Genomic DNA, 26,156 nt, shown 5'->3' with positions numbered 1-26,156 from the left:
GTAATCAATGATAGTGACGTTGTCACTACTTATTTAATGAAATGAGCCTTTTAACTTCCGCTTAATGGGTTCATCCCGTTTTTTATCAGCATATGGTTAAGTGCAATTAACGGAAGCCCAATCAGACTATTCGGGTCCCGTCCCTCCAGGCGTTCAAACAGCGTAATGCCTAAACCTTCAGATTTAAAACTTCCTGCGCAATACCATGGCTGCTCTTTATCAATATAAGCTTCGATCTCTACCTGACTGAGATGGCGAAAAAAAACGGTAAAAGGTTCACATATGGCCTCTGCTTTTCGGCTGTGGCTGTTATATAAGCAAAGACCGGTATAGAAGGTAACAGATTGTCCACTGGCTTGAGTTAACTGAGCAATAGCATTTTCTCTGCTAAGGGGTTTTCCGGTAATTTGCTGATTTAAAACGCACACCTGATCGGAACCAATAATTAAACTGTCTGGATTATTTTTAGCCACGGCTTTAGCTTTGCTGGTTGCCAGTCGGAGAACCAGCGCTTCGGCAGATTCGTTTACCTGGGGTGTTTCATCCACTTCAGGTGCAATGCAGATAAAAGGAAGTTCCAGCTTTTCCAATAGCGCCTGACGGTAGGGTGACGTTGAGGCCAAAATGAGTGTTGTCATATTTTTTATCGTATAAACGCATTGACGTGTTGAAGCAACATAATAAAGGTAATTCTTCCCTTAGTCATAATCGGATAGGGAGAACATTTATTTTTTAATGAAATATGATGGTTAATTAATCACTATGCGATGGTTATTAAAATAATTAAAGCGTCTGACAAAGCTTATCAATTTATTACATGGTGATAATTAAGTCTGTTTTTCTTTTATAAATTAATAAGTAACTTCATTTTTCAGATATATTTAATTTTTATTAAAACAATAGCGAAACCGCTCCGGCTGCTTTAAACTATGCCCACTCGAAAAAGCTGAGATCGTTAAAAGCACGTTATTTGCGTGCATTTCCTTTGACTATCAGCCATGACAACGATAATATGCGCGCCCTATGCAAAAGGTAAAATTACCCTTAACTATTGATCCGCTCCGTACGGCTCAGAAAAGTCTGGATTACTCAGGTATCTATTCAGGCTCTCAGGCCCAGCGATTAGCAGAGTCAGTAGTAAGTGTGGATGGTGATGTTGAAGCTGAATTATCATTTAATATCGATAATCAGCGATTGGTTGTGATTACAGGGCAGGCCAGGGTTCCGGTAACTTTGATGTGTCAGCGTTGTAATGGCAATTTTTCTTACACTATTCACGCAACCTATTGTTTCAGCCCGGTCAAGAATGATGAGCAGGCAGAAGCATTACCGGCAGACTACGAGCCGATTGAAGTCGATGAGTTTGGCGAAATCAATCTGCTGGCAGTCATTGAAGATGAACTTATTCTTTCATTGCCAATAGCGCCGGTCCATGAATATGAACACTGTGAAGTGTCCGAAGCGGACATGATTTTTGGTGAACTACCGCCAGAGGCGGAAAAACCAAATCCATTTGCCGTATTAGCCAGTTTAAAGCAAAAGTAACCGAGGAGTAAGGTCGATGGCCGTACAACAGAACAAAAGTACCCGTTCAAGACGTGGCATGCGTCGTTCACATGATGCATTGACTACAGCTGCAGTATCTGTGGATAAAGTCTCAGGTGAAACTCACCTGCGTCACCACATCACCGCTGACGGTTACTACCGTGGCCGCAAGGTTATCACTAAATAATCACTGGTGATGCCTTGTCTCGTCTAACCATTGCGTTAGATGCTATGGGCGGGGACTTCGGTCCCTGTGTAACAGTGCCTGCAGCCTTGCAGGCATTGGCTTCTAATCCCGCACTCAATATTAAGCTTGTTGGTAATCCATCCGATATTCAGCCACATCTTAATCAATGTGATTCGGCTGTTCTTGAACGGCTTCAACTTATCCCCGCAGAACTGATGGTGGCAAATGATGCCAAACCTTCTCAGGCTATTCGTAATAGCCGTGGCACCTCGATGCGTATTGCGCTGGAGCTGTTAAAAGAGGGGGAAGCTCAGGCCTGCGTTAGCGCCGGCAATACCGGGGCGTTGATGGGATTAGCCAAAATGATGCTTAAACCTCTGGATGGTATCGAACGCCCGGCACTGGTCACTGCCTTGCCAAACCAGAAAGGGGGTAAAACGTTGTTACTGGATTTAGGTGCCAACGTTGAGTGCGATAGTGATATGCTGGTTCAGTTCGCCGTGATGGGGGCAGTAATGGCAGAAGAGATTCTGCAAATTAACAACCCTCGTGTGGCGCTGTTGAATATCGGTGAAGAGGAGACCAAAGGCCTTGATAATATTCAGGCTGCTGCGGCTATACTCAGGAATGTTCAACAGATAAACTATATCGGTTATCTTGAAGGTAACGATCTTCTGACTGGCGAAACGGATGTGTTAGTATGCGACGGTTTTGTCGGTAACGTTACGCTAAAGACACTGGAAGGCGTAGTCAGAGTATTCCTTTCATTACTGTCATCAGGGAAGCGGAAGCGTTTGTGGTGGATGAAATTAATCAGTTACTGGTTTAAAAAGAGTCTTTCCAAACGTTTCGGCCATTTAAATCCTGATCGATATAATGGTGCCTGTCTGTTAGGATTACGCAGTTCCGTGATTAAAAGTCATGGAGCAGCAAACCAACAGGCTTTCACCGTAGCCATTGAACAGGCAGTGCAGGCCGTGGAACGTCAGGTTCCTACGCAAATTGCAGCTCGCCTTCAGGCTGTATTACCTAAGAGTGAATGATCGTCCATGTATACAAAAATTCTCGGTACAGGCAGCTACCTGCCTGTACAAGTGCGTACCAATGCCGATCTAGAGCAGATGGTAGATACAACAGATGAGTGGATTGTCTCCCGTACAGGGATTCGTCAACGTCATATCGCCGCACCGGATGAAACCGTTGCTACCATGGCATGCCATGCCGCTGATAAAGCGATTGAAATGGCGGGGATCAATAAAGATGATATTGGGTTGATTATTGTTGCAACCACATCATCAAGTAATGCTTTCCCCAGCGCTGCCTGTGAAGTTCAAAACTATTTAGGCATTAAAGATGCCGCTGCATTTGATATTGCGGCCGCCTGTGCTGGTTTTGCCTATGCCATTAGCGTAGCGGATCAGTATGTTAAAACTGGCTTTGTTAAAACCGCTCTGGTTATCGGTTCTGATGCGTTAAGCCGCACGCTGGATCCGCAAGATCGCGGTACCATTATTCTGTTTGGTGATGGTGCAGGTGCGATTGTGGTAGGGGCTTCTGATGAACCAGGGATCATTTCTACCCATTTACATGCTGACGGGCGTTATGGTGAATTATTAACGTTACCTAATCACAACCGTGTCGATCCTTCCAAGCCTGATTATCTGACGATGCAGGGTAACGATGTGTTTAAAGTGGCCGTGACTGAACTGGCCCACATTGTTGATGAAACCCTCGAAGCCAATAATATCGATAAATCTGAGCTGGACTGGCTGGTACCGCATCAGGCTAACTTCCGAATTATTTCCGCTACTGCGAAAAAGCTGGGTATGGAAATGGATAAAGTGGTTATTACCCTCGATCGTCATGGTAATACCTCGGCGGCTTCAGTGCCTGCGGCATTGGATGAAGCAGTTCGGGATGGGCGCATTCAGCGTGGTCATCTGATTATACTTGAGGCCTTTGGTGGCGGTTTCACCTGGGGTTCAGCACTAATTCGTTTTTAAGTCAGGATCTGGAAGAATCAATATGAGTCAATTTGCAATCGTATTTCCGGGACAGGGTTCACAAACCGTTGGTATGTTAGCCACGCTTGCTGAGACGTTTCCGGTAGTACAGGAGACATTTGCTCAGGCTTCTGAAGCGCTGGGTTACGATCTTTGGTCACTGGTACAGCAGGGGCCGGAAACTGAATTAAATAAAACATGGCAGACTCAACCTGCGCTGTTGGCTGCCTCTGTCGCTATCTGGTGCGTTTGGCAACAGCAGGGTGGCAAACAGCCAGCGGTATTAGCCGGTCACAGTTTGGGTGAATATTCAGCGCTGGTTTGTGCTGGCGTTCTGGACTTTAAAGACGCCATTAAACTGGTTGAATTGCGCGGTAAACTGATGCAGGACGCAGTACCTGAAGGTACTGGTGCAATGTATGCCATTATTGGTCTGGATAATGACGCTATCGCAAAAGCTTGTGAAGAGTCAGCCCAGGGAGAGGTGGTTTCTCCGGTTAACTTCAATTCACCGGGTCAGGTCGTGATTGCCGGTAATAAAGACGCCGTTGAACGTGCCGGAGCAGCCTGTAAGGCTGCCGGTGCAAAACGTGCGTTGCCATTACCTGTCAGCGTACCGTCCCACTGTGCATTGATGAAGCCGGCAGCAGATAAACTGGCTGAAGCATTGAAATCAGTTAACTTCAACGCACCACAACTTGCTGTTATTAATAATGTTGATGTTAAAGCTGAAACCGATGGCGAAGCGATTCGCAACGCATTGGTTCGTCAATTGTATAGCCCGGTTCGCTGGACCGAGACCGTTGAGCAAATGGCGACAGAACAGGTGACATTCCTGTTGGAAATGGGCCCTGGAAAAGTTTTAACCGGATTAACCAAGCGCATTGTAGATACGATGTCAGCCGCTGCGGTTAACGATCCAGCCAGCTTACAAAGTGCTTTGGAACTGTAAGCCGGAACCGAGTTTATCCTAAAGGGGAAATGCATGAAGTTAGACGGAAAAATTGCACTGGTCACTGGCGCAAGCCGGGGTATCGGCAAAGCTATCGCTGAAAAACTGGTTTCTGAAGGGGCTCGTGTTATTGGTACGGCAACGACAGAAAAAGGGGCAGAAGCGATTAGTGAATATCTGGGCACTCATGGAAAAGGATTAGCGCTAAATGTGACTGATTCCGCATCTATTGAATCTGTGCTTGAGACTATTCGTGCTGAATTTGGTGAAATCGACATTCTGATCAATAATGCGGGTATTACCCGTGATAACCTGTTAATGCGTATGAAAGATGACGAGTGGCAAGATATTATTGACACTAATCTGACGTCCGTTTTCAGATTATCAAAAGCAGTTATGCGTGCGATGATGAAAAAACGTTATGGTCGGATAATTACTATTGGCTCAGTTGTTGGTACAATGGGTAATGCAGGGCAGACAAACTACGCTGCGGCTAAAGCTGGTATTATTGGTTTTAGTAAGTCGCTGGCGCGTGAAGTTGCCTCAAGAGGCATTACTGTCAATGTTATTGCACCAGGTTTTATTGAAACTGATATGACGCGTGCATTGACAGATGAACAACGGTCAGGCATTTTGTCACAAGTCCCAGCTAACCGCTTGGGCGAAGCAAAAGAGATAGCCAGCGCTGCTGCATTTTTGGCCTCTGATGAAGCTGGATATATTACGGGTGAAACCTTACATGTGAATGGTGGCATGTATATGCTTTAAGGATCGCATTTTTTTTAAGCAATTTGCGCTAAATTTAGCTAAATAGTTTAAAATTGTGGTTCGACCAGCCGATATTTGGTTGCATCTTTTTCAACATTGAATAAACTACGAAAACCATCGCGTTAGCGAGTTTTGATAGGAAATTTAAGAGTATGAGCACTATCGAAGAACGTGTTAAGAAAATCATTATTGAACAACTGGGTGTTAAAGAAGAAGAAGTCAAAAACGCAGCTTCTTTCGTAGAAGACCTGGGTGCTGATTCTCTTGACACCGTAGAGCTGGTTATGGCTCTGGAAGAAGAGTTTGATACTGAGATTCCAGACGAAGAAGCAGAGAAGATTACTACTGTTCAGGCAGCGATTGATTATATCACTGCTGCTAACGCGTAATCAGACATATCTAGGCGGTCATTCGACCGCCTAAGTTTTTCTCATTTCCATATACAAATCATTCCCCCTCTGGAGGATTCAACGTGTCTAAGCGTCGAGTTGTAGTGACTGGAATGGGCATGTTATCCCCTGTCGGCAACACTGTAGAGACTACATGGAAGGCTCTCCTTGCCGGGCAGAGTGGTATCAGCCTAATAGACCATTTCGATACTAGCGCCTACGCAACGCGTTTTGCTGGTTTAGTCAAAGGTTTTGACTGTGAAGAGTACATTTCTCGCAAAGATGCCAGAAAAATGGACCCTTTTATTCAATATGGTATTGCTGCTGGCATTCAAGCCATGAAAGATTCCGGTATTGAAGTCACAGCAGAAAATGCACCACGTATTGGTGCTGCTATCGGTTCAGGTATCGGTGGCCTTGGCTTAATTGAAGAGAACCACAGCGCATTAATGTCAGGTGGTCCACGTAAAGTAAGTCCATTCTTTGTACCTTCAACCATTGTGAATATGATTGCTGGTCATCTGTCCATTATTTATGGATTAAGAGGCCCAAGCATTTCTATCGCAACGGCATGTACATCTGGCGTGCATAACATTGGTCATGCGGCGAGAATTATCGCGCATAACGATGCTGATGTAATGCTGGCCGGTGGCGGTGAAAAAGCCAGTACTCCTCTGGGAGTGGGTGGTTTTGGCGCGGCTCGTGCATTATCTACCCGTAACGATAATCCTCAGGCAGCAAGTCGCCCGTGGGACAGAGACCGTGATGGTTTCGTTCTGGGTGATGGTGCCGGTATTATGGTGCTGGAAGAGTATGAGCATGCCAAAAAGCGTGGCGCAAAAATTTATGCTGAGATCGTAGGTTTTGGCATGAGCAGCGATGCTTATCATATGACATCTCCACCGGAAGATGGTGCAGGAGCAGCCTTAGCGATGGAAAATGCGCTACGTGATGCTAATGTGACGCCGTCACAGGTTGGTTATGTTAATGCACACGGAACATCCACTAACGCAGGCGATAAAGCTGAAGCGCAGGCGGTGAAAACCATTTTCAAACAAGATGCGAAGCGTGTACTGGTGAGCTCAACTAAATCGATGACAGGCCACCTGTTGGGTGCTGCCGGTGCAGTCGAATCAATTTTCTCTATCCTTGCTTTACGCGATCAGGCGATTCCGCCAACCATCAATCTGGATAACCCGGATGAAGGTTGTGATTTGGATTTCGTTCCTCATGAAGCGCGTCAGGTAAAAGGAATGGAGTACGTATTATGTAACTCATTTGGTTTTGGTGGTACAAACGGTTCAGTACTGTTCCGTAAAGTGTAATGCCAGAATAAATAAGTTTTGTAATGAGTAAATAGACGGCCTGGTATATTCACCGGGCCGTTTTGCTTATAAAATCAGGATAATTTCGTTAAACGACCAAAACGTTTCAGAAACACGTTTGAAGGGAATGGCAGGGCAATGAAGAAAAAAATTTTAGGGATTTTTGCAATACTGATACTGGCCGGCGTTGCCGCTATATTTGCCGGATATCAATGGCTACAGAAATATGCAGAGTCGCCGCTGAATATTGAGCAGGAAACCTATTTTACACTGCCAGCCGGAACCGGACGGGTTGGGCTGGCTCAGTTGCTGGTTGATAAAAAACTGATCGATGAGATTAAGCCTTTCCCGTGGTTACTGCGAGTACAACCTGAACTGGGTGGATTTAAGGCCGGTACCTATCAGATTACACCCGGAATGACGTTAAAACAGCTATTGCTGCTGTTGCGCTCCGGTCGTGAAGCCCAGTTCTCCATTCGCTTTATTGAAGGTACCCGGATGAAGGACTGGATGCCTCAGCTAGCCGACGCTAATTTTTTACAGCACACGTTGAACGGTTTAACTAATAAAGAGATTGCGGAAAAATTGGGAATTCAGGATCCCGATCATCCGGAAGGTTGGCTCTATCCTGACACTTACAACTACACGGCGGAAACCAGCGATCTGGCGGTGTTGAAACGTGCTTATTCACGAATGAAAACCGCGCTTGATGAGGCTTGGGCAGGTAGAGAAGAGAATCTTCCCTATAAGACACCCTATGAAATGCTGATTATGGCATCGATCATTGAGAAAGAGACGGCGCTGGACTCAGAAAGAGATAAGGTTGCATCAGTATTTATCAACCGGATGCGCATTGGCATGAAGTTACAAACTGACCCAACGGTTATTTATGGTATGGGCGACCAGTATAACGGCAATATTACCCGTAAAGACCTGACTACGGCGACCGAGTATAACACCTATGTGATTGATCGTTTACCACCAACGCCAATTGCTATGCCGGGATTAGCTTCCCTAAAAGCGGCGGCCCACCCGGCAAAAACGCCATATCTCTATTTTGTCGCAGATGGTAAAGGCGGACATACCTTTACCACTAATCTGGTCAGCCATAATCAGGCTGTACAGGTTTATCTCAAGACGCTACGAGCAGGAAAATAGGCATGACCAAAGGTAAATTCATTGCTATTGAAGGGCTGGAAGGCGCAGGTAAAACGACCGCCCGGGATACCGTAGTTAAAGCGCTGCGCGACAGCGGTATTCAGAATATTGTTTTTACCCGTGAGCCAGGCGGAACACCGCTGGCAGAAAAATTACGTGAACTGGTAAAGCAGGGTGTCGGTGACGAAGTTCTGACGGATAAGGCAGAGCTTTTGATGATGTATACCTCACGCGTTCAACTGGTTGAAAATGTGATTAAACCGGCGTTAAGTCGCGGAGATTGGGTGGTCGGCGATCGCCACGATCTCTCTTCTCAAGCCTATCAGGGTGGAGGCCGGGGAATCGATAATCAATTGATGACAACCCTGAGAGATACCGTACTGGGAGACTTTCGTCCTGACCTGACGCTGTATCTGGATATTCCCCCGGAAGCCGGATTAAAACGCGCCAGAGCTCGCGGTGAGTTGGATCGTATTGAGAAAGAGTCGCTGGCATTTTTTGAACGAACCCGCCAACGCTACCTTGAACTGGCGCAAGGGGATCCGGCTATTGTGACCATTGATGCCTCTCAGCCGTTAGAAAAAGTTACCGCCAGTATTCAAGCGGCGATGCATCACTGGCTGGAGCGCCGTAAGTGATTTGGTACCCTTGGTTAACGCCAGCCTATAAACAATTAGTGGCTCAATATGCTTCCGATCGTAAGCATCATGCACTGTTGCTGCAATCCGTACCGGGATGTGGTGATGAGCTGTTAATTCAGGCTTTGGGGCGTTGGTTGATGTGTCCGTCGCCTCAGGGGGAAAAAACCTGCGGCGTTTGCCATAACTGTAATTTGATGAAAGCCGGCACTCATCCTGACTGGCATGTGGTTGAACCTGAAAAAGGGAAAACAGCCATTGGTGTCGATCAAATACGCCAACTGACAGAAACTCTGTATAACCATGCGCAGCAAGGTGGAGTTAAAGCGGTTTGGTTTACCCAATCTGAACTGCTTAGTGAAGCCGCCGCCAACGCTTTATTAAAAACCCTTGAAGAACCGCCGGAAGGCACCTATTTTTTATTAGCCAGCCATGAAATTTCGCAAATACCGGCAACCATACGTAGCCGTTGTTTACTGTGGACGTTGAGTTGCCCTGGTGAGGCATTTAGCATTGAGTGGTTATCCCGACAAAATGTCGGACAGCCAGATAGTCTGAGAACGGCATTACGACTTAGTCATGGCGCGCCTCTGGCAGCACAGCAATTATTGACCGCAGAGGTCTGGAAACAGAGGGAAGCGGTGTGTCAGGGACTGGAGAGTGCATTTTCTCAACGGGACTTATTATCACTTTTACCACAGCTTAATCATGATAATGCCGATGAGCGGATCCACTGGGCCGTCTCTTTGCTGTTGGATGTTGTTAAATACCAACAGGGAGCGGCAAATTTTGTGGTTAACCAGGACGGTATGCCGTTAATTCAACGACTGGCGGCAATGGGTTCAACCTCAGTGTTTAATCAACTGGCGCATGATTGGTTAAGCTGTCGATATGAGCTGTTAAGCGTTGCCGGTGTAAATAAAGAGTTGTTACTGACCAATATGCTCAATCAGGCAGATAGTTTACTGGCCTGATTGTCTATTCTAATGAGTTAATATTCCTATGTATTTAGTTGATTCACATTGCCATCTTGATGGTCTGGATTATGCCGGATTACACACAGACCTTGCCAGCGTACTTCAACAGGCCAGAATGCGTGATGTTAAAGCCTGTCTGGCGGTGTCTACCACGCTGCCCGGGTTTAAAAAGTTGAAACAAATGGTGGCCGGGCACGATGAAGTGTTTTTATCCTGCGGCGTTCACCCATTAAATCTGGATGAAGTTTACCAACAGGAGGAGTTACTGGCATTGGCTGACGATCCTCGGGTGATCGCGCTGGGAGAGACAGGGCTGGATTATTATTATCAAAAAGATAATATTCCGCTACAACAAAACTGTTTTCGCCAGCACATCCAGGTAGGACGGGAATTGAATAAGCCGGTCATTGTTCATACGCGTGATGCACGTACCGATACGCTGGCTATTTTAAAAGAAGAGAAGGTGGATGAGTGCGGCGGTGTTTTACACTGTTTCACCGAAGATTGTGATACCGCTAAAAAACTACTGGATATCGGCTTCTATATTTCATTCTCAGGCATTGTTACTTTCCGTAATGCCGATGCTTTGCGTGAAGCCGCACGCTATGTTCCTCTGGACAGAATGCTGGTTGAAACTGACTCGCCTTATCTGGCGCCGGTACCACACCGAGGCAAAGAGAACCAACCGGCGTATGTGCGTGATGTGGCGGAGTATCTGGCCGTGTTGAAGCGGGTTGAGCTGGAAACGTTTGCTGAAATCACGACGAAGAATTTTAGTCAATTATTTAAAGTTACATTGTAACTTACAAAGGATTGCCGGATAACGGTTAAAGCGCTGTCCGGTAGCTATTTTTCATTCAAAAAATAATATTTATGCTCTTATATATGTATAATCTATTGATATATATGGTTTTTTGTGTATTATTTTAAGCTGTTATTACGTTTGAACCCACAGTAAAACCCACATATGAAAATCTGCCTGTCTATAAAATGGAAAAATATATGTAATATTTAGTTACATTTTTGCTTATGTATCACCCATTAAAGACAGGCGGTTGATATGTTACCCCCACCTGTGTACCTGTTTTACCTGTGGAAAGTAGCTGTCTTTTGTAACGGTCGGAAAAGTCGTGATATCTGTTTACGCAGACAGGCTCGGGCTATATAGTATCTCGGATGAAAATCTTAGAAGGGAATACTCTATGAACACTGCGAAGTTGATTTGCGCCCTTGCTGTTACTGCTGCGATTTCGGGATGTGCAGGAACCTATAAAGCTCCTGTAACGAAGCCCGTCGTTGTATCCCGAGCAACAAATCTTTCTCAGGACGCCATTATCAAAGCGTCAAAATCAGCTCTTATCTCCGACGGCTACCAGATATCGAGCTATGACGATAAGACCGGCTTTGTTTCTACCGCACCGCGAGATTTGCGCCTTTCAGCTGCGCAAGCAGATTGTGGAAAAACGATGGGCCTTGATTACCTTAAAGATAAGAGAACGAAAACAAGAGTTTCATACGGGGTGATTTACGAGGCGGGGTTGGTTACTGTTAAAGCGAATATAGAAGGTGAATATAAGCCTGGGTCTGTTACTCAGGACATAACCCTTACCTGTGTTTCACATGGAACGTTAGAAAACGAATTGCTTGATAAAGTAATATCTACAGCTAGTCGATATTAATTCAATGTTTTGAATTGCATATCGCGTCATTAAATAACGAAATTAGATTCGGGGTGTTTTGAATGAGAATTATGACTGCATTAGTTATTGTTAGCTGTATGTATATTGGTTCAGTGGAGGCTGCTGGGCGATGTGAAGCTATCGCTTCGTCATTGATACGAGCTGCTATGATTACTCCTGGCGCTGCTTATGATTTCCGTCCGGTGACAAAACAGCTTGTCTCTATGTGCGAGATTGGGAGTGAGGCCGCAGCTAAAGGTGAGAACATAAATGATGCCATTATTGCTAATCTTAAATATCGAAATGAAATAGCTGATAAAATTCCCAGAGAAAATAAGGAGGCGCTGGATTTGGCTGCTATTTCATTTCAGTTGGGGTTCGATACTTATAATAAGAAATAGCAATTAAGAAATATAAGTCATTTACCTGTTGCGTCAATTGATACAAATAGCCCGGTTTACCGGGCTGTCGGGGGCAGGTTTATTCCCAGAAACGAGCAACGCTAATCGCCTTCAGAACTTGAATACAGTCTTTAGTGATACCGTTGGAAGCTTCTTCTATCTCCCTCATTGCACGGCGTTCTAAGCCTTTAGTTTCATATATACCGTCAAAGAAAGCGTCTGTTAGCCCGTCCTGCGCCTTAATATGATGATTCAGCAGCCACTCAACTGTGCGGGCCTGTTCTTCTGTGAGGGTAATGGTTACGCTGTAATCTAACATATTCTGTCTCCTAATTAATTAAAGGCCTGGCTGGTCAGGCCTTGTTGGGTTGGTTACTCGCTTACGGATGGTTCGATGCCGGAGGAGCGTTCAAGACGGGCCAGTTCGGCATTTTGCTCTGCCATTGTTTTTGGCGCTGGGGATACTTCGAGCTTATTCTCGTCAAAACGGCTCTCCAGTGCTTTCAAATCCACATCGTAGCCAATTTCTCGGGTGGTGTTTTCAACGTTATTACGTAAGGATTCATACGCTCTGAAGTCGGAGGCCATCTCATCAGTTGCCGCTTTAATATCAGGATAGTGGGCGTCGATTAACGTCTTAAACGCCTGGTCTTTGCTAAAACCAGATAATGCGCTAGGTACAATGGCCATTGCTAAGGCAAGCTCTTTCGATTCTCGCGTGGCGGCAATCATTTCACCGGCGTCCATGCCTTTCATTGCCGAAGTGAGAGAAAGGGCATCGGCCATGCTCATTGAAGATAAAATTTCTGCTTCTTTTTTATCCAGCTCATCTGCGCGTGCGTTGAGGTTGTTAAGAATATTCTGGATGTCGCGCTGGGCCTCTGCTTCCAATTTCTTTTGCAGTTTGGCCAACATTGGCGCTTTCTCCGATTTGGTGCGGGTGCGGTCGGCCAGCAATGCTTTATGCGTTTCGATTGCGTCATTCACCTTTAGCGCTGCGCGATAGTGCATATTCTGAATATGGGAGGAGGTACCGAAACCTTTTAGCATATTTGACGTGTAGTTCATGAGATGATTCCTAATGTGTATTTTAAAACAGGCCCGGTGCGTGTTGATCGCGAAGGGCTTCGAATTCGGCTACAGAGGCCGCGTAAAATGTGGTGCATGGATAAGGTAAATATTCGGTGTTGCGGTACCAAGTTCCTCGCCTTTCATCCTCACTGGTTACGACAGAAACGATATGAAATTCAATATCGATAGGTGTGGTTGCGGTTGTCTTTGCCTCAAGCCGGGTCAGCCTTTCTTTCAGTGTTGGCAAGAGCTAGCCCTCCAGTAAGGTGTAATGCTGCTCAAAATGTTTAACCTTCGCCCGGTAGGCTTCGCGTGTAGCCGTATAAATGACTAACTCGGTAATAGGGCTGTCAGGCAATGCATTGTGTTTGTAGCTTCCGCAAAGCGGGTCTGTTTGCTCGACAGTGATGTGAGTAACCAAGCGGAAATTAGCCAGGATATGCGGTGCATAAGCCCTCTCAAGCCAACGCAGACGGGCAAGCCTGTTGTTACCTGCCATTGCTCGCCTCAAGTGCTGCTAAGCGTTCCTCGAACTCTGAAAGCTCTTTGATTTTCAGCTTGAGCAATTCAGCATCCAGCGTCCCTGTTGGAGTGATGGACTTCAGAGCAGGAAAACTTCTGTCTATAACCATTTTCACCGCCTGAATGTCTCCTTCTTCAACTAACTTAGCCAGGTGCTTTAACGCATTGTCAGTGAGTTGTTTCGGTAGAGGGGCGCGCTTTCTCCCTGCTCCAGCTCTTGCTCCACCGTGTCCGTTTGCCATATGTCACCTTTTGAATGTTCAAGTAATTAAAAGTGACGATAGCGGAGGGCGTAAGTGTGCTCAATATGTGCACAATAACTCGCGTTACACCACGACGTAAAAATACAAAGTGGGTTTGTTTGTGGGCGCTTTGTGCGCATTGATTTTTATGATTGAGTTTAACTAATTGCTATAATTCAAATTTAATTAAAATAGTAGAATAATGTTAAATTATGTCGCCCTCGTTGCGAGGGCGATTTGACTAAATTAGTGGGTTTACGAGGAAGGATACTGAGGGGCGACCTGTTCCATTCTTAGGCGGGGTTATGACTTCGCGGATATGACCTGTCTTAATCAGTTGCTCAATTGCAGACTCACGACCATCTTTGCTCTTCAGGTGTTGCCAGTCTTTTTGCCCTAACGAATTACGAGTAAAAGATGGGCTAAGTTGCGAAAGCCGATCCCTTAGGGTGATTGCCGGAATCATTTCCTTTTCAGCACGGAAGTAAGTGGTAATTCTCGTTGCGTGGCTCTCAAGGTAATGCATCCAGCGAAGAGCGCAGCATAGGGAATCGGTGGAAACCTTCATTGCAGGGCTAAATGCTTCATTTTCATAATCAATGCCGTCTGCTTCGGTCAGTATGTGGTGAACCAAAGCGATTTTTGCGCATAGTGCCGGATATTTACCGAGTATACCCTGCCAGTCTGCCGATGCCGATTGCTCGCGCTTCTTATGACCAGCGGCCCATTCATCCCATATTTTCTGGGCATCCTCGCTAAAGGTATACACGGCAGCAGTATCAATTCCGGCTAATGTTTCGAAAACGGACTTAGCTCGGCTCTCTGCCGCTAAGTCGGGAGCTGTATCCCTATATTCCCCAGATAGGTCAGGGAATACTGACATTTGGATAATGCGTTCAAGAAGACCATCATCGCCATCGCCTGAAGCGCGAGCGGCCAAAATAGGTGCTAGTTTGCCCGGTTGAATCCCGCCAAGTAGACTGACAATCAGCCTATCAATTTTGAGGGGGGCACGGCTTACCCGGGATTGTTTATACGAACCGCAGGAGAACCCTTCCAGATAAAATGCACGGTCGTTAGGGCGCTGTGGACTGTCCAGACTGGCGAGCCAACCGCTCAGCTCATCACGGAATACCATAATTCCCATGGGATTATTGTTCGCCATGATTGCCAGTGATTCAACTGTGGCGTCATTGACCATCAATTCCCGCGATTTAGGTTCATCTGGTTCGGCTTTCAGACTTTCCTGGAGGCGCATTAGCTCAGACACGGCAGCCTCGTAATCTTCATCTTCACCGGCGGATAACGCGCTATTAGCGGCTTGTGTCGCCGCTTCGATTCTGGTTTCAATATCGGCCCGTCTTGCCCCATGAATAGTCTTTTCAGCCTCATAACGGCTCTGGCGTCGCATAAAGTCACGGTCAAGAACCTTCTGCGAATGCGCCAGCAAATCGAGTCCACATTTGAGGCTGGGTGTTTTCATTGCAGAAGGGTAGCCGATGGCACTTCCCCACAGGTTAGGAACCAGTTTCCAGCCTGTATCATTCCGTTTGGGTTGTATTTGAGCCGCACCGCCAATAACTGCACCGGCCGCAATCATTACCGATATTGCCGCATAGTCAGGCGCTGCGTTATCCATGCGGGCCGCGTAATCCATAACATAGGCGCGTACGGCAGTAGGCAATAGACTGGCATCGAACGGGGCAACCGGCACCAGTTTGCTCTTCAATTCTTTTGGTGATGTCCATTCCTGTTCATCAGCTAAATCTTCGTCAAGACAAGCCTGACGATTTTGGCGAATATCACTAAGGAGCTGTGACTTGTCGCCCTCATATTGATATTGGGCTATAAAGTCGAATTTATCATGACTGTGCCCATCGCAAAGCGGATCGCTCCCGTGAGAGGAAATGTAGCGCCCGTCCTTGTTGATTGATATGCCCGGATTGCCGGTGGTGCTTTCCGGGTGAAGCCATTTATTACCCTGCTTTTCAAAGCCGTATTCAAAAAACAAAGCTTCCCATTCAGGTGCTGTACGATTAAGCCATTCAATGTCACTATCTGTACCACTGGCGGAGAGGGGCTTTTCAGGCTGAACAATGTTTGCCTTATGTAGGGTCTCCATCAGCGCTGGCGGTGCTTCAGGCAAGTCGTCAATGTAGGGTAAGGCACCCTCGACAATCTGTTTCCCACGTTTTAGATAGCAGAGTTGGTTACCGGTCTTAATATCGATATGTTTCTGCCACTTGCCGTTGTTGGCTGCTTTATACAGACTACGGTCAACCCCTTGAGGCCAGCGAAACAGAAAATGGAGTGAATCACCGTCATCATTCTTCTGTGTGCAAAACTGCATCAGGTCAGACAGGCCAAGTAAATCTGTCAGTTCACGGATGCTGATAATCTCGCCCTGTGGGGCTTTGTTACCGTCGTAATCCAGGAGAATTACATCATCAAGCCTGAAAGCTACGACATCGCTTTTAACATTGCGCCCCAGCCAGACTGAGTGATTGCGTGGGTATGTCTGCCCCTCGCCATATGACGCAGTGGCGCCATTGGCTAGGCAAGGTATAGCGGCGTAGCCGCTGCGCTCCAGCATACGCACAGTACGTCGAAGCCATGTGTTTGGTTCCGTGCTGTTGTTCTTTGCCTTCAGTTTGAATAATACTTTGCTATTGTTGGCATCAGTTGCCATAATTACGCCATCAGTTGACATATAGTGTCCTGGTTAAGGCCTGCGCCGTCTGGTACACGTTGCAGGCCGGTTGTTTAAGGTTGCGAAGCGCTCAGCTCCGAAAGGTCTGGGCGTTTTCTTTATCTGTTTTGCGCATCTTTATTCTCTTCCATCCATCGAGTAATATCCGACTCGCGCCAGCCAATGGTTCTTCCGTTTCTCATGATTGCGGGAGGCAGGTACCCGGTTTTTTGGTAGACATAGATACGCGTACGGTGGCGGTTAAGTAATTTAGCTAACTGTGGAATGCTTATAAGTCTTTCCATTTATATATCCTCATTTGTATTTTGCCCTTGTGGCACGACTATCATCGCGATGTTGGATGTTGAATGTGGAAGAAAACGAAAAATAGTTTATTTCCCCTTAGCCCATTCTTGTACTTGTTCAAGCAGTGACAGGGCCTCTGTCCATGTTTTGCCTCCAATCATGACTTTGTATATCGCGCAGTGGGTTTTTACCGCAGACGTATTCGAAGCCTCGGCGGCTTCCTTAATTAGCTGACTAACCCGCCTTTGAGATAGGCCGAGGCTGGCGGCTATCTGATGGCGCTCTTTGGGAAACTTTTCGTCAATTTCAGCAACCAAAGCCAGTACATGCTCATCTATTTTTGGTCTGCCAGTATGCGTAGGCCATGGTGTACCGTTTTTTAATTTTTGCTTAGCGCCGTCAGCCATGAAATGCAATAACTCATCTGGAATGGGCTCGCCCGAATCCACCAAAAAGATAAACGCCTCTAAGGCACGTTTGATGAAGTATGGGTCTGTCTTATCTTCTTCCCTACGAAAAAGTTTCATAGCTTCACTCCACTACTTATCCAGAGTTCAAGCGCTTCGCGCTTCTCATTAATTAAATGGCTACGGTTATAAATACCGGCAACGCCTGGAAGAGTGTGGCCCAGCAACGCCTCAATGACGTGATGATGCACACCCATATCAGCAAGACAGGTTGCGAAAGTTCGACGCAGATCGTGGGCTGTCCATGAGTCGTGGCCTAACTTGCGTGAGATGCCTATTATGTAGTTCGACACTGAGCCGACTGTTTTATTCTCGGTTAAAAGTAGGCCACTTTTTCTGTCATTGATGAGTGAGGCCAGTACCGGTGCCAGTGCCGCAGGAATTGGGCGCTGTATTTCTATACCTGTCTTTGTGTGCTGCTTGGGAGCTGTCCACACCATCGCGCTCATATCCCACTCTTTTATGGTTGATAACCGCAGTTCAGACAGACGGCATCCGAAAGTAATCAGTAGCTTCAGCAGCGCCCGATAGTAAAATGGGTTGCGGATGTCATTCGACCACGCCACTGCATCGTTCAGCTCATTCTGTTTAAGCACCCGGTCACGCTTATTGACCGTAGCGCCAACATCGCCGGCGCTGAGGTCATTTAAGACTGTTGTCTTGACCATCTGACGCGCCCGACAGTACTTCATTGCTGTTTTGGTTAAGCCAAAAACGTAAGCGGCAGCATTCGGGGCTGCGCGGTGATAAGTTCCGCGTTTAATATCGCTGAATACTTTCAACCATGCGGCTGTGTCGAGTTGGTCGATAGGCAGATCCCCCAGGTGCGGGAAAATATGCTTCTCGAACTGTTTCCGGTAACTATCTGCCGCCGCTGTTTCACTATCTGTAAGCCAGAAATCAACCGCTTGTCTTACGGTGAGCTGCTCGCGGTTGGCTTGCTTCTCAATTCGGGCCTGCACACGTGGGTCAAATCCATCAGCCAGCCATTTGCGGCACTGTGTGGCCCGTTCACGCGCGGCCTTCAGGCTGAGATTAGGGTATTGGCCCAGCGTGAAATTTTGCTGTTTGGCATTCAACCTGAATCGGAATATGAACGAGATTTGCCCGTTTGGTCTGACAAGCGCAGCAAGTCCATTACTATCCGCAATTTTTTTCGGGCTGGTATTATCGTGGCCGCGAGCTAAGGCCCGGAGCTTTGCATCATTCAGCATCTATAATCCTCAAGTCGTCTTTCCACAGGTAATACAGGCGCACAGGTGGGGGTAACAACTATCGAGACGGAAACCTTGCGCCTGTCTTTGTAAGATTAGAACCCACCAATGAACCCACAATTGCGAGCATATACCTCAAAACATAGTAAGACAACATGAAATCTATCTGATTGAAATAGTATAATATTGTTGTGATTTTAGAGTTGCTTTGGATACGGCGCGAAACGAGGTAAGTAGAATAATTAAATAAATAATATTTATTCATAATCTGTTGATAAATTCATCTTTAGCCTGTTAAGATGCGCCCGCCTTCAAGTTCCACCGCGTTAAAATCCCTCAGTTTTACGCCATATCATCTGCTCATTTGGGTAGGATGAATTCTGCACAACTATTTCAACGAATCTGTTTTAACGAATTATTACTGTTAGTCCGCAACCGCGGAATACCAATGTCGGATAGTCTCGTAATGAAATAATGTGCATCTGAAAAGTGGATTAGCATTATGGATATGCAATCGAGAAAATATGGCAGAACTTACCATTATCCTTTTTCTCCGGGAACTACCAGTGACGATCGTATTAACCACCAATGGTGGTGTGATATTGAGAAGATATCGAAACTGATACATACCGAAAAATTGGATGGTGAAAATAACTGTCTGAATAAATATGGTGTATTTGCCCGTTCTCACGCCGCACCGACACAATCGGCCTGGACCCGGCAAATTCGCCAACGTTGGCAACTGATCAAAGATGATTTAGGCGATATCGAGATTTTTGGTGAAAATCTGTATGCCATTCACTCCATTGAGTATCACAAACTGGAGGATTATTTCTTTGTCTTTGCAGTACGTCATAAAGATATGTGGTTAAGTTGGGAAGAGGTTGGCTTTTATGCCGGGCTGTTTGATTTTCCAAGGATCCCACAATTAGATATTGTTGAAGCAACCAGTGAAGCAGAGTTTAGCCGCCTGATTATTCAGCAAGCCGGGCAGGATAGTCATTTTGAATCCTGGGATACCCATTCACATCAGCGTTGTTCGATGGAGGGCGTTGTTACTCGGAATAGCGATGCTTATCCGGTCGCGGATTTTTCACATAACGTATTTAAATATGTACGAAAAAATCACGTTAAAACCGATCTTCACTGGAAGAGTAACTGGCAACGAGCACCGCTTTATTATGAACGGGATGCAACGGGAGGCCCGAAATGAGTTGGATATTAAGTCGTGACAAATCTTGGCAATTTCTGCAGCAGAATTTCTCATGGGTAGCTGATATGCGCGGTGTATTGCAGGATCCGGTCCATCATGCCGAAGGCGACGTATCTATACATACCCGGGCGTACTGGCAGCGCTGATATCATTACCTGAATATCAGCAACTGTCGGCGTTGCAGCAGGAAATTCTGTGGAGTGCTGCACTGCTTCATGATGTGGAAAAACGCAGCACGACCCGAATCGATGTCGATGGGCGCATTGTTTCACCCGGTCATGCGCGTAAAGGCGAACTGACAGCGCGTCAGATTCTGTTTAAGGATCTGGAGACGCCCTTTGCCATACGAGAGGTGATAGCTGCTCTGGTGCGTTATCACGGATTACCGCTGTGGGTTATGGAGAAGCAGGATCCGCAAAAATCGCTGTTTGCTGCCTCATTACGGCTGGATTGTCATTTGCTGACGCTATTGGCCAAAGCGGATGTACTGGGACGGGAATGTGCAGATGCAGAAGAATTACTAAACCGTATTGAACTGTTTGAGTTGTATTGCCAGGAACAGCACTGCTGGCGACAGGCGCGGGAATTTCCCTCAGTGGAGGCCAGGTATCGTTATTTCTCTACCGATAATGCTCCGCCGGATTACCAGCCTTATGATGATTATCAAAGTCAGGTAATACTGTTATCCGGGTTACCGGGAATGGGGAAAGATAGTTATATTAAGCAACATTGTTCGGGACTCGCTGTTATCAGTCTGGATGATATTCGTCGTCAGCATCGTATTGCTCCCGATGATAAAATGGCGAATGGCTGGGTTGTGCAACAGGCTAAACAACGGGCAAGAGATAAATTACGCCGCGGCGAAGATTTTGTCTGGAATGCGACTAATATTACCCATCAGATGCGTCAACAACTGATTAATCTGTTTGTAAGTTATAAAGCCCGGGTCAGGGTAGTGTATATCGAAGTGCCTTATATGAAATGGAAGCAGCAAAACAGTGCACGAATATATGCCGTACCCGAGATGGTGATGGACCGTATGCTGACTAAGCTGGAGCTACCGGTTCCGGAAGAGGCGCATGAGGTCATTTATTATATTGATGGTCGAATAGAGTCGGCGTTTTTGTAGTACAGTTGCCATGATTTAACTGATTGTTAAATCATGGCATCAGAGGCTATAGTCAGAGGCAAAATTATTCAGGAGTCTGATATGTATTACGGTTTTGATATGGGCGGCACAAAGACGGAACTGGCCGTATTTGATGCAGACTTAAATCAGCTATGGCAGAAGCGGGTTCCAACACCTAAAGATGATTATCAGGCTTTGCTACAGGTATTTATCGATCTGACCAGCGAGGCTGACCAAAGGTTTAATACTAAAGGGCAGGTTGGTGTCGGCATTCCGGGGATTGTTAATGCCAGAGAAGGAACGGTGTTCACCACCAATGTTCTTGCGGCTAAATATAAACCGTTAGTCGCTGATTTAAGCCGTTGCTTACAACGCCCGGTGAAAATTGATAATGATGCCAACTGTTTTGCGCTGTCTGAAGCCTGGGCTCCTGAGTTCCGGCAATATCCAACGGTATTGGGGCTAATTCTGGGTACCGGTGTGGGCGGCGGCTTTGTGGTTAACGGAAAAGTGATCTCCGGTAAGAATGGTATTGCAGGTGAAATAGGGCATTTGAATCTGACAAGTGCCGCCGATAAAGTTCTGACGGGTGCAGTACCTCAGATAGTTTGCGGCTGCGGTAAGATGGGTTGTTTTGAAGGTTATCTGGCCGGTCCGGGTTTTGAACGCATCTACCGTAGTTTTTATCAAAAACCGCTGACCGCAGTGCAAATTATTGAAGATTATTATGCGGGGGATGCATCGGCCAAAGTTCACGTTGAACGCTATCTCACCGTACTATCCATCTATCTGGGCAATATCCTGACGTTGTTTGATCCCCATCTGCTGGTCATTGGTGGGGGATTGTCGCAGTTTGATGAAATCTATCGTTTATTGCCTGAGTATTTGCCACAGTATCTTTATGGTATGGCGACCTTGCCGGCAATTGAAAAGGCCCGTTATGGTGATGCCGGTGGTGCCCGCGGAGCCGCCTGCCTCAATCTGGTGGATTAACAACAACTGAAACTTTAGATAAAAAAATGCCGCAACGATATGCGGCATTTTTATGCAATCAGATAATTATGCCAGATTTTTAGCTACAAATTCCCAATTAACCAGCGCCCAGAAATTTTCTAAATATTTAGGACGGGCATTACGGTAATCAATGTAGTAAGCGTGCTCCCACACGTCTACGGTTAACAGTGGCTTATCACCATCGGTCATTGGGTTAGCTGCGTTAGAGGTATTAACGATAGCTAATTTGCCGTCAGCCTTTTTCACCAGCCAGGTCCAGCCGGAGCCGAAGTTTTTTACAGCTGAATCAGATAATTGCTCTTTAAATGCCGCGAAAGAACCAAAGTTTTTAGCAATAGCATCGGCCAGTGCGCCTGTTGGCTCGCCACCGGCTTTAGGTGCCAGACAGTTCCAGTAGAAGGTATGGTTCCAGACTTGCGCTGCGTTATTGAAGATACCGCCAGAAGATTTCAGAACGATCTCTTCTAAAGATTTACCTTCAAACTCGGTGCCTTTTACTAAGTTATTCAGGTTAACAACGTAAGTGTTGTGGTGTTTACCGTAGTGATATTCCAGAGTTTCGGCGGAGATGTGTGGTTCCAGGGCGTCTTTAGCATAAGGAAGGGCTGGTAATTCAAATGGCATTTTATTGCTCCTCAAGGAAAAAATAGTGCTCATAATTTCATCAACCCTTAATAACGGGTTGTATGAATCATGAGTCATTTGCAAAAAAACTGTTGTTACTTTGTTATAACTTATGATTTTATCAACTTTTTTTTATTATTAAAGGGAAAAAGTGGAAAAGATTGGTACCAGAAAAGCACTTTATCAATGAAGAAGCTGGCATCAAAGGAACCGAAGGAAAATAAAAAAGTGGTTAAGGCGTTATTTTAAGTGTGAAATAAATCAGGTAATTGCATTATAGGCTATACGCCATAGAGTGTTTTCTGTCTGCTATACTATAACCCTATAAAAAGTGGTATTTTTTCCTGCCGCTATAGTCGCTACAATAGTCATACAATGAGCGCAATGTCTGCTTGAGGAAGCAAAACAATGACAACACTAGAAAAGATTCAGCGCCAAATTGCTGAAAACCCGATTTTACTCTATATGAAAGGCTCACCAAAGCTACCTAGTTGTGGTTTTAGTGCTCAGGCAGTTCAGGCGCTGTCGGCTTGTGGCGAGCGTTTTGCATATGTGGATATTTTGCAAAATCCTGATATCCGCGCCGAATTGCCGAAGTATGCTAACTGGCCAACGTTCCCTCAGCTATGGGTGAACGGTGAGCTGATTGGCGGCTGTGATATTATTCTGGAAATGTATCAGCGTGGTGAATTACAGACATTACTGAAAGAAACTGCGGCAAATGCAGGTTCTCAGGACGCTGAATAAGCCATTCACGTTGTTGTAAAAAATATAAAGCCCCGATTTTCGGGGCTTTATCATAATTAGTCTCTTACTTGCTGCTCCGGCGTTACCGGCCAGCCACCAAGTTTTTTCCAGCGGTTAACCAGTTCACAAAACAGTTCAGTGGTTCTTTCCGTGTCATAAAGTGCAGAGTGTGCCTGAGCGCTGTCAAAGGCAATCCCCGCGGTAATACAGGCTTTGGCCAGTACGGTTTGCCCAAGAACTAAGCCACTCAGGGCCGCAGTATCAAAGGTGGCGAATGGATGAAAAGGGTTGCGCTTCAGCCCCGCACGTTCTGCGGCGGCCATCAGGAAACTGTGGTCGAATGTTGCATTGTGTGCCACAACAATAGCCCGGTTACAGTTCTGATCTTTAATGCCTTTACGTACCATTTTGAAAATAGCATGTAATGCATCATGTTCACTGACGGCCCCGCGTAACGGATTGGTTGGATCGATACCGTTGAAAGCTAAAGCATCAGGAGAAAGCACAGAACCTTCAAAAGGCTCAATATGAAAATGCAGAGATTGGTCACGCATTAACCAGCCCTGATCGTTCATTTTTAAAGTAAAGGCAGCTATTTCTAATAACGCGTTAGTTTTTGCGTCAAATCCTGCGGTTTCTACATCAATCACCACGGGGTAAAACCCGCGAAAACGCTCGCTTAAACTGTTTTGAGTATTATTACCAGCCATGTCTACCTGTTCTTTAAAAATTTTCAAGCGTCTATTATGCCAAATTTTACTATCTGATGCTTGGTATAATCGCTATCTTAAATCGGTAGTAGCCTGAAACTAAGGAATAGAATGAGCAGAACATCAAAAACGATAAAATGGGGAGTAAGGATAACTAATTGAGCATACCGAAGCATGCTCAACCATTGGAAAAGAAAATATGAATTAGTGACCTAATGCCTGGCTGGCTTGTTTATTTTCGATCAATTCAATTTTATAGCCGTCAGGGTCTTCGACGAATGCAATAATCGTAGAACCACCTTTTACCGGGCCCGCTTCACGAGTAATATTTCCACCGGCTTTGCGTATTTGTTCACAGGTAGCTGCAACATTATCAACTCCCAGAGCAATATGACCGAATGCGGTTCCCATTTCATAGCTTTCGACACCCCAGTTGTAAGTCAATTCAATAACTGCGCCCTGACTTTCATCACTGTAACCGACAAATGCTAACGAGTATTTATATTCGGTATTTTCGCTACTGCGTAATAAACGCATACCTAATACCTTGGTATAGAACTCAATAGAACGCTGTAAATTACCAACTCGTAGCATGGTATGAAGCAAACGCATGTCGTTATCCTCTTGGTTGTTAAAACTTTCACTCGGCAAATTCAGACAAAATATTCTGCCACCCAGTATACCTGAGACTGAGTGGAAGTGTTTAATGGATTGATTCGGCCAGTATTGAAATGTCTTGTAAGACCACGCAGGTCATTTCTGAATACAATAAATCCCTTGCTTTTTATCATGGTTCAATCTATTACCTATCAATACGAATTATTTTGCCTGCTAAGTAATACTCTGAGTCTGACTATGCCACAGCAACTGGAATTTTTTGATATCCCTTCGCCATGCCGCGGTGTTTGTCAAAGTGACAGCCGGGGATATTGTCTGGGCTGCTTTAGAAGCAGGGATGAACGCTTTAAGTGGATGACATTAAGCGATACCGAAAAACGCGATGTTTTACGGCTTTGTCATCAACGACGTTTAATCAGAAACCGAAAAGCAGCAGCACAAGATGATAACCAGCCGGAACAGCCTTCTTTGTTTTAAATTACCAGCTTCTTTTGGGTGTTAATAAGTTAAAACACATTCAGTTATGAAACATAGCGTGATAACGATCACCAGGTTTGATGTTTACCCTGTAATTGCCTCATCGATAGCACATAATAAAAAGGCTTAGATAATAAGCGATTCATTAAAAGGATAAACAATGAAACGTTATTTAACTGCATTAGCCGTTCTGGTTATTTCTGGTGGAATTCAGGCAGCAACTGTTGAAGTTCCTGTTAATAGTGTTTCCGCTGAAGGAATCGGACAATCAGTAGGCACAGTAACGATTAGTGAAACAGATTATGGATTGCTATTTGCCCCTAACCTGAAGTCATTACCTGCCGGCGTTCATGGATTTCATATTCATGAGAAAGGAAGTTGTGAACCGGGAATGAAAGAGGGTAAATCTGTTGCCGCATTAGCGGCAGGAGGGCATTTCGATCCGGAAAAAACCGGTAAGCATCTGGGGCCTTATGCCAATGGTCATTTAGGTGATTTGCCAGCGATCTATGCGATGGCTGACGGAACGGCAACTTATCCGGTTTTGGCTCCTCGCCTGAAAACCATTGAACAAGTTAAAGGCCTTGCTCTGATGGTTCATGCAGGTGGTGATAATCACAATGACCATCCGGAACCATTGGGTGGTGGCGGTACGAGAGCGGCTTGTGGTGTGATAAAATAAACAATCACACACATTAAAATCTTAATTAATTCGTTTTTTGTATCAATTAACGCCAACGGTTGTTGGCGTTAATTTCAAGTCGTAATTATTTAACATTAATACAATAATTAATTCAAAATTAATTAATATATCAATTTTTGCCACACCTTATTGAAATTAAAGATAAAAATAAATTTATCAGTCAAATTGAATGATTTAAGTATATGTTAATTGTCGTCTGAATCATATTTATTGAAATTAATTGCAGATTAATGTTTTAATTATTAGCAATTGAGTGGTGAAAAAAGGGTCGTGACGCAGATTTAGTGGTAATGATTGATCGTCAGATACCATCCGATGATCTTATCGTGCATTTCTTCTGACTTTGAGAAGCAGATAGTCTTGCGGGTCAACCGTTTAAGATGGGTTC

At 45.5% G+C, this 26,156-nt stretch carries 33 protein-coding genes and 1 pseudogene; 20 read left to right on the top strand and 14 right to left on the bottom strand.

Annotated elements, in window-relative coordinates; genetic code table 11:
- Nucleotides 1-50 precede the first annotated feature (50 nt).
- Nucleotides 51-638 carry a Maf family protein gene (locus LPW36_RS09580; protein WP_230609452.1) on the bottom strand — a complete coding sequence of 196 codons (588 nt, stop codon included), beginning with the start codon at nucleotides 636-638 and terminating at the stop codon, nucleotides 51-53.
- A gap of 385 nt (nucleotides 639-1,023) precedes the next feature.
- Here LPW36_RS09580 and yceD point away from each other — a divergent pair, with 385 nt between their 5' ends.
- The 14 genes from yceD (at nucleotide 1,024) to LPW36_RS09510 (ending at nucleotide 12,022) form a co-directional block, all read left to right on the top strand.
- Complete coding sequence (gene yceD, locus LPW36_RS09575) at nucleotides 1,024-1,545, top strand: 23S rRNA accumulation protein YceD (protein ID WP_230609451.1); 522 nt, start codon at nucleotides 1,024-1,026, stop codon at nucleotides 1,543-1,545.
- A gap of 16 nt (nucleotides 1,546-1,561) precedes the next feature.
- Nucleotides 1,562-1,732, top strand: coding sequence for a 50S ribosomal protein L32 (gene rpmF, locus LPW36_RS09570; protein ID WP_108899505.1), 171 nt, complete (start codon nucleotides 1,562-1,564; stop codon nucleotides 1,730-1,732).
- A gap of 14 nt (nucleotides 1,733-1,746) precedes the next feature.
- Nucleotides 1,747-2,775, top strand: coding sequence for a phosphate acyltransferase PlsX (gene plsX / locus LPW36_RS09565; protein WP_230609450.1), 1,029 nt, complete (start codon nucleotides 1,747-1,749; stop codon nucleotides 2,773-2,775).
- Between the two features lie 6 nt (nucleotides 2,776-2,781).
- Nucleotides 2,782-3,735: a beta-ketoacyl-ACP synthase III gene (locus LPW36_RS09560; RefSeq protein ID WP_230609449.1), complete on the top strand. Its 954-nt coding sequence runs from the start codon at nucleotides 2,782-2,784 to the stop codon at nucleotides 3,733-3,735.
- A 22-nt stretch (nucleotides 3,736-3,757) separates the two neighbouring features.
- Entirely contained in the window at nucleotides 3,758-4,687 is a 930-nt protein-coding gene (fabD, locus tag LPW36_RS09555; RefSeq protein ID WP_230609448.1) for an ACP S-malonyltransferase, read from the top strand.
- A gap of 33 nt (nucleotides 4,688-4,720) precedes the next feature.
- Nucleotides 4,721-5,455: a 3-oxoacyl-ACP reductase FabG gene (fabG, locus tag LPW36_RS09550; RefSeq protein WP_130591396.1), complete on the top strand. Its 735-nt coding sequence runs from the start codon at nucleotides 4,721-4,723 to the stop codon at nucleotides 5,453-5,455.
- 152 nt (nucleotides 5,456-5,607) lie between these two features.
- Complete coding sequence (acpP, locus tag LPW36_RS09545) at nucleotides 5,608-5,844, top strand: acyl carrier protein (protein ID WP_029095374.1); 237 nt, start codon at nucleotides 5,608-5,610, stop codon at nucleotides 5,842-5,844.
- A gap of 83 nt (nucleotides 5,845-5,927) precedes the next feature.
- Complete coding sequence (gene fabF, locus LPW36_RS09540; protein ID WP_230609447.1) at nucleotides 5,928-7,169, top strand: beta-ketoacyl-ACP synthase II; 1,242 nt, start codon at nucleotides 5,928-5,930, stop codon at nucleotides 7,167-7,169.
- 138 nt (nucleotides 7,170-7,307) lie between these two features.
- A complete protein-coding gene (gene mltG / locus LPW36_RS09535) occupies nucleotides 7,308-8,327 on the top strand; it encodes an endolytic transglycosylase MltG (protein WP_230609445.1) in 1,020 nt (339 codons plus the stop codon).
- Nucleotides 8,328-8,329: 2 nt separating this feature from the next.
- Nucleotides 8,330-8,965, top strand: a complete 636-nt coding sequence (gene tmk / locus LPW36_RS09530) for a dTMP kinase (protein WP_230609444.1) — start codon at nucleotides 8,330-8,332, stop codon at nucleotides 8,963-8,965.
- A complete protein-coding gene (gene holB, locus LPW36_RS17855; RefSeq protein ID WP_230609443.1) occupies nucleotides 8,962-9,939 on the top strand; it encodes a DNA polymerase III subunit delta' in 978 nt (325 codons plus the stop codon). The genes tmk and holB overlap by 4 nt, the downstream gene beginning before the upstream one ends.
- A gap of 28 nt (nucleotides 9,940-9,967) precedes the next feature.
- Entirely contained in the window at nucleotides 9,968-10,744 is a 777-nt protein-coding gene (locus tag LPW36_RS09520; protein WP_230609442.1) for a metal-dependent hydrolase, read from the top strand.
- A gap of 400 nt (nucleotides 10,745-11,144) precedes the next feature.
- Nucleotides 11,145-11,621, top strand: a complete 477-nt coding sequence (locus LPW36_RS09515) for a hypothetical protein (protein WP_219290883.1) — start codon at nucleotides 11,145-11,147, stop codon at nucleotides 11,619-11,621.
- Nucleotides 11,622-11,683: 62 nt separating this feature from the next.
- Nucleotides 11,684-12,022 (top strand): hypothetical protein, encoded by a 339-nt coding sequence (locus LPW36_RS09510; RefSeq protein ID WP_230609441.1) that lies wholly within the window; start codon nucleotides 11,684-11,686, stop codon nucleotides 12,020-12,022.
- A 79-nt stretch (nucleotides 12,023-12,101) separates the two neighbouring features.
- Here LPW36_RS09510 and LPW36_RS09505 read toward each other — a convergent pair whose 3' ends face one another.
- The 9 genes from LPW36_RS09505 to LPW36_RS09465 form a co-directional block, all read right to left on the bottom strand.
- Nucleotides 12,102-12,341, bottom strand: coding sequence for a hypothetical protein (locus tag LPW36_RS09505; protein ID WP_219290889.1), 240 nt, complete (start codon nucleotides 12,339-12,341; stop codon nucleotides 12,102-12,104).
- A gap of 53 nt (nucleotides 12,342-12,394) precedes the next feature.
- On the bottom strand, nucleotides 12,395-13,090 hold the full coding sequence (locus tag LPW36_RS09500; protein WP_230609440.1) for a hypothetical protein: 696 nt from the start codon (nucleotides 13,088-13,090) through the stop codon (nucleotides 12,395-12,397).
- Between the two features lie 22 nt (nucleotides 13,091-13,112).
- Nucleotides 13,113-13,340: a hypothetical protein gene (locus LPW36_RS09495; protein ID WP_230609439.1), complete on the bottom strand. Its 228-nt coding sequence runs from the start codon at nucleotides 13,338-13,340 to the stop codon at nucleotides 13,113-13,115.
- Between the two features lie 3 nt (nucleotides 13,341-13,343).
- Nucleotides 13,344-13,592, bottom strand: coding sequence for a hypothetical protein (locus LPW36_RS09490; RefSeq protein ID WP_230609438.1), 249 nt, complete (start codon nucleotides 13,590-13,592; stop codon nucleotides 13,344-13,346).
- Nucleotides 13,582-13,857: a hypothetical protein gene (locus LPW36_RS09485; protein WP_230609437.1), complete on the bottom strand. Its 276-nt coding sequence runs from the start codon at nucleotides 13,855-13,857 to the stop codon at nucleotides 13,582-13,584. The genes LPW36_RS09490 and LPW36_RS09485 overlap by 11 nt, the downstream gene beginning before the upstream one ends.
- A 241-nt stretch (nucleotides 13,858-14,098) precedes the next feature.
- Nucleotides 14,099-16,567, bottom strand: coding sequence for a DUF3987 domain-containing protein (locus tag LPW36_RS09480; protein WP_230609436.1), 2,469 nt, complete (start codon nucleotides 16,565-16,567; stop codon nucleotides 14,099-14,101).
- Between the two features lie 98 nt (nucleotides 16,568-16,665).
- Nucleotides 16,666-16,851: a helix-turn-helix transcriptional regulator gene (locus tag LPW36_RS09475; RefSeq protein ID WP_122008421.1), complete on the bottom strand. Its 186-nt coding sequence runs from the start codon at nucleotides 16,849-16,851 to the stop codon at nucleotides 16,666-16,668.
- An 87-nt stretch (nucleotides 16,852-16,938) separates the two neighbouring features.
- Nucleotides 16,939-17,379 carry a hypothetical protein gene (locus LPW36_RS09470; RefSeq protein WP_230609435.1) on the bottom strand — a complete coding sequence of 147 codons (441 nt, stop codon included), beginning with the start codon at nucleotides 17,377-17,379 and terminating at the stop codon, nucleotides 16,939-16,941.
- Nucleotides 17,376-18,533 carry a tyrosine-type recombinase/integrase gene (locus LPW36_RS09465; protein ID WP_230609434.1) on the bottom strand — a complete coding sequence of 386 codons (1,158 nt, stop codon included), beginning with the start codon at nucleotides 18,531-18,533 and terminating at the stop codon, nucleotides 17,376-17,378. The genes LPW36_RS09470 and LPW36_RS09465 overlap by 4 nt, the downstream gene beginning before the upstream one ends.
- A 502-nt stretch (nucleotides 18,534-19,035) precedes the next feature.
- Between LPW36_RS09465 and LPW36_RS09460 the strand changes: the two genes are divergently transcribed.
- From LPW36_RS09460 to nagK, 3 genes and pseudogenes are all read left to right on the top strand, one after another.
- Complete coding sequence (locus LPW36_RS09460) at nucleotides 19,036-19,746, top strand: RNA ligase family protein (protein WP_230609433.1); 711 nt, start codon at nucleotides 19,036-19,038, stop codon at nucleotides 19,744-19,746.
- A pseudogene (locus LPW36_RS09455) lies at nucleotides 19,743-20,875 on the top strand (AAA family ATPase). The gene LPW36_RS09460 and the pseudogene LPW36_RS09455 overlap by 4 nt, the downstream one beginning before the upstream one ends.
- Nucleotides 20,876-20,956: 81 nt before the next feature.
- Nucleotides 20,957-21,868 carry an N-acetylglucosamine kinase gene (nagK, locus tag LPW36_RS09450; RefSeq protein WP_230609432.1) on the top strand — a complete coding sequence of 304 codons (912 nt, stop codon included), beginning with the start codon at nucleotides 20,957-20,959 and terminating at the stop codon, nucleotides 21,866-21,868.
- Nucleotides 21,869-21,934: 66 nt separating this feature from the next.
- On the opposite strand, the gene sodB is transcribed toward nagK, so the two are convergent.
- Nucleotides 21,935-22,513 carry a superoxide dismutase [Fe] gene (sodB, locus tag LPW36_RS09445; RefSeq protein WP_230609431.1) on the bottom strand — a complete coding sequence of 193 codons (579 nt, stop codon included), beginning with the start codon at nucleotides 22,511-22,513 and terminating at the stop codon, nucleotides 21,935-21,937.
- A gap of 408 nt (nucleotides 22,514-22,921) precedes the next feature.
- Here sodB and LPW36_RS09440 point away from each other — a divergent pair, with 408 nt between their 5' ends.
- Nucleotides 22,922-23,260 (top strand): Grx4 family monothiol glutaredoxin, encoded by a 339-nt coding sequence (locus tag LPW36_RS09440; RefSeq protein ID WP_230609430.1) that lies wholly within the window; start codon nucleotides 22,922-22,924, stop codon nucleotides 23,258-23,260.
- A 56-nt stretch (nucleotides 23,261-23,316) separates the two neighbouring features.
- Here the strand turns inward: LPW36_RS09440 and rnt are convergent, their stop codons facing one another.
- Together rnt and gloA are read right to left on the bottom strand one after the other, a co-directional pair.
- The gene (gene rnt, locus LPW36_RS09435; protein ID WP_230609429.1) at nucleotides 23,317-23,970 is read right to left on the bottom strand and encodes a ribonuclease T; all 654 of its coding nucleotides are present in this window, start codon (nucleotides 23,968-23,970) and stop codon (nucleotides 23,317-23,319) included.
- Nucleotides 23,971-24,174: 204 nt separating this feature from the next.
- Nucleotides 24,175-24,582: a lactoylglutathione lyase gene (gene gloA / locus LPW36_RS09430; RefSeq protein WP_230609428.1), complete on the bottom strand. Its 408-nt coding sequence runs from the start codon at nucleotides 24,580-24,582 to the stop codon at nucleotides 24,175-24,177.
- Nucleotides 24,583-24,825: 243 nt separating this feature from the next.
- On the opposite strand from gloA, the gene LPW36_RS09425 reads away from it, so the two are divergent.
- Both LPW36_RS09425 and sodC read left to right on the top strand, forming a co-directional pair.
- Nucleotides 24,826-25,065: a DUF1289 domain-containing protein gene (locus LPW36_RS09425; RefSeq protein WP_230609481.1), complete on the top strand. Its 240-nt coding sequence runs from the start codon at nucleotides 24,826-24,828 to the stop codon at nucleotides 25,063-25,065.
- A 160-nt stretch (nucleotides 25,066-25,225) separates the two neighbouring features.
- A complete protein-coding gene (sodC, locus tag LPW36_RS09420) occupies nucleotides 25,226-25,747 on the top strand; it encodes a superoxide dismutase family protein (RefSeq protein ID WP_230609427.1) in 522 nt (173 codons plus the stop codon).
- Between the two features lie 302 nt (nucleotides 25,748-26,049).
- Here the strand turns inward: sodC and LPW36_RS09415 are convergent.
- The coding region (locus LPW36_RS09415) for an IS1 family transposase (RefSeq protein WP_230609480.1) at nucleotides 26,050-26,156 on the bottom strand (107 nt) is incomplete at its 5' end.

It is taken from the genome of Limnobaculum eriocheiris, assembly GCF_021010575.1.
Taxonomy (GTDB): domain Bacteria; phylum Pseudomonadota; class Gammaproteobacteria; order Enterobacterales; family Enterobacteriaceae; genus Limnobaculum; species Limnobaculum eriocheiris.
The sequence above is the reverse complement of the archived record's forward strand: the minus strand, read 5'-3'. Positions and strand labels throughout refer to the sequence as shown.

Coding starts and splice junctions, on each gene's coding strand:
- LPW36_RS09580 (WP_230609452.1), bottom strand. CDS start 638: ATGACAACACTCATTTTGGCCTCAACGTCACCCTACCGTCAGGCGCTA.
- yceD (WP_230609451.1), top strand. CDS start 1,024: ATGCAAAAGGTAAAATTACCCTTAACTATTGATCCGCTCCGTACGGCT.
- rpmF (WP_108899505.1), top strand. CDS start 1,562: ATGGCCGTACAACAGAACAAAAGTACCCGTTCAAGACGTGGCATGCGT.
- LPW36_RS09560 (WP_230609449.1), top strand. CDS start 2,782: ATGTATACAAAAATTCTCGGTACAGGCAGCTACCTGCCTGTACAAGTG.
- fabD (WP_230609448.1), top strand. CDS start 3,758: ATGAGTCAATTTGCAATCGTATTTCCGGGACAGGGTTCACAAACCGTT.
- fabG (WP_130591396.1), top strand. CDS start 4,721: ATGAAGTTAGACGGAAAAATTGCACTGGTCACTGGCGCAAGCCGGGGT.
- acpP (WP_029095374.1), top strand. CDS start 5,608: ATGAGCACTATCGAAGAACGTGTTAAGAAAATCATTATTGAACAACTG.
- mltG (WP_230609445.1), top strand. CDS start 7,308: ATGAAGAAAAAAATTTTAGGGATTTTTGCAATACTGATACTGGCCGGC.
- tmk (WP_230609444.1), top strand. CDS start 8,330: ATGACCAAAGGTAAATTCATTGCTATTGAAGGGCTGGAAGGCGCAGGT.
- LPW36_RS09520 (WP_230609442.1), top strand. CDS start 9,968: ATGTATTTAGTTGATTCACATTGCCATCTTGATGGTCTGGATTATGCC.
- LPW36_RS09515 (WP_219290883.1), top strand. CDS start 11,145: ATGAACACTGCGAAGTTGATTTGCGCCCTTGCTGTTACTGCTGCGATT.
- LPW36_RS09510 (WP_230609441.1), top strand. CDS start 11,684: ATGAGAATTATGACTGCATTAGTTATTGTTAGCTGTATGTATATTGGT.
- LPW36_RS09505 (WP_219290889.1), bottom strand. CDS start 12,341: ATGTTAGATTACAGCGTAACCATTACCCTCACAGAAGAACAGGCCCGC.
- LPW36_RS09500 (WP_230609440.1), bottom strand. CDS start 13,090: ATGAACTACACGTCAAATATGCTAAAAGGTTTCGGTACCTCCTCCCAT.
- LPW36_RS09490 (WP_230609438.1), bottom strand. CDS start 13,592: ATGGCAGGTAACAACAGGCTTGCCCGTCTGCGTTGGCTTGAGAGGGCT.
- LPW36_RS09485 (WP_230609437.1), bottom strand. CDS start 13,857: ATGGCAAACGGACACGGTGGAGCAAGAGCTGGAGCAGGGAGAAAGCGC.
- LPW36_RS09480 (WP_230609436.1), bottom strand. CDS start 16,567: ATGTCAACTGATGGCGTAATTATGGCAACTGATGCCAACAATAGCAAA.
- LPW36_RS09475 (WP_122008421.1), bottom strand. CDS start 16,851: ATGGAAAGACTTATAAGCATTCCACAGTTAGCTAAATTACTTAACCGC.
- LPW36_RS09470 (WP_230609435.1), bottom strand. CDS start 17,379: ATGAAACTTTTTCGTAGGGAAGAAGATAAGACAGACCCATACTTCATC.
- LPW36_RS09465 (WP_230609434.1), bottom strand. CDS start 18,533: ATGCTGAATGATGCAAAGCTCCGGGCCTTAGCTCGCGGCCACGATAAT.
- LPW36_RS09460 (WP_230609433.1), top strand. CDS start 19,036: ATGGATATGCAATCGAGAAAATATGGCAGAACTTACCATTATCCTTTT.
- nagK (WP_230609432.1), top strand. CDS start 20,957: ATGTATTACGGTTTTGATATGGGCGGCACAAAGACGGAACTGGCCGTA.
- sodB (WP_230609431.1), bottom strand. CDS start 22,513: ATGCCATTTGAATTACCAGCCCTTCCTTATGCTAAAGACGCCCTGGAA.
- LPW36_RS09440 (WP_230609430.1), top strand. CDS start 22,922: ATGACAACACTAGAAAAGATTCAGCGCCAAATTGCTGAAAACCCGATT.
- rnt (WP_230609429.1), bottom strand. CDS start 23,970: ATGGCTGGTAATAATACTCAAAACAGTTTAAGCGAGCGTTTTCGCGGG.
- gloA (WP_230609428.1), bottom strand. CDS start 24,582: ATGCGTTTGCTTCATACCATGCTACGAGTTGGTAATTTACAGCGTTCT.
- LPW36_RS09425 (WP_230609481.1), top strand. CDS start 24,826: ATGCCACAGCAACTGGAATTTTTTGATATCCCTTCGCCATGCCGCGGT.
- sodC (WP_230609427.1), top strand. CDS start 25,226: ATGAAACGTTATTTAACTGCATTAGCCGTTCTGGTTATTTCTGGTGGA.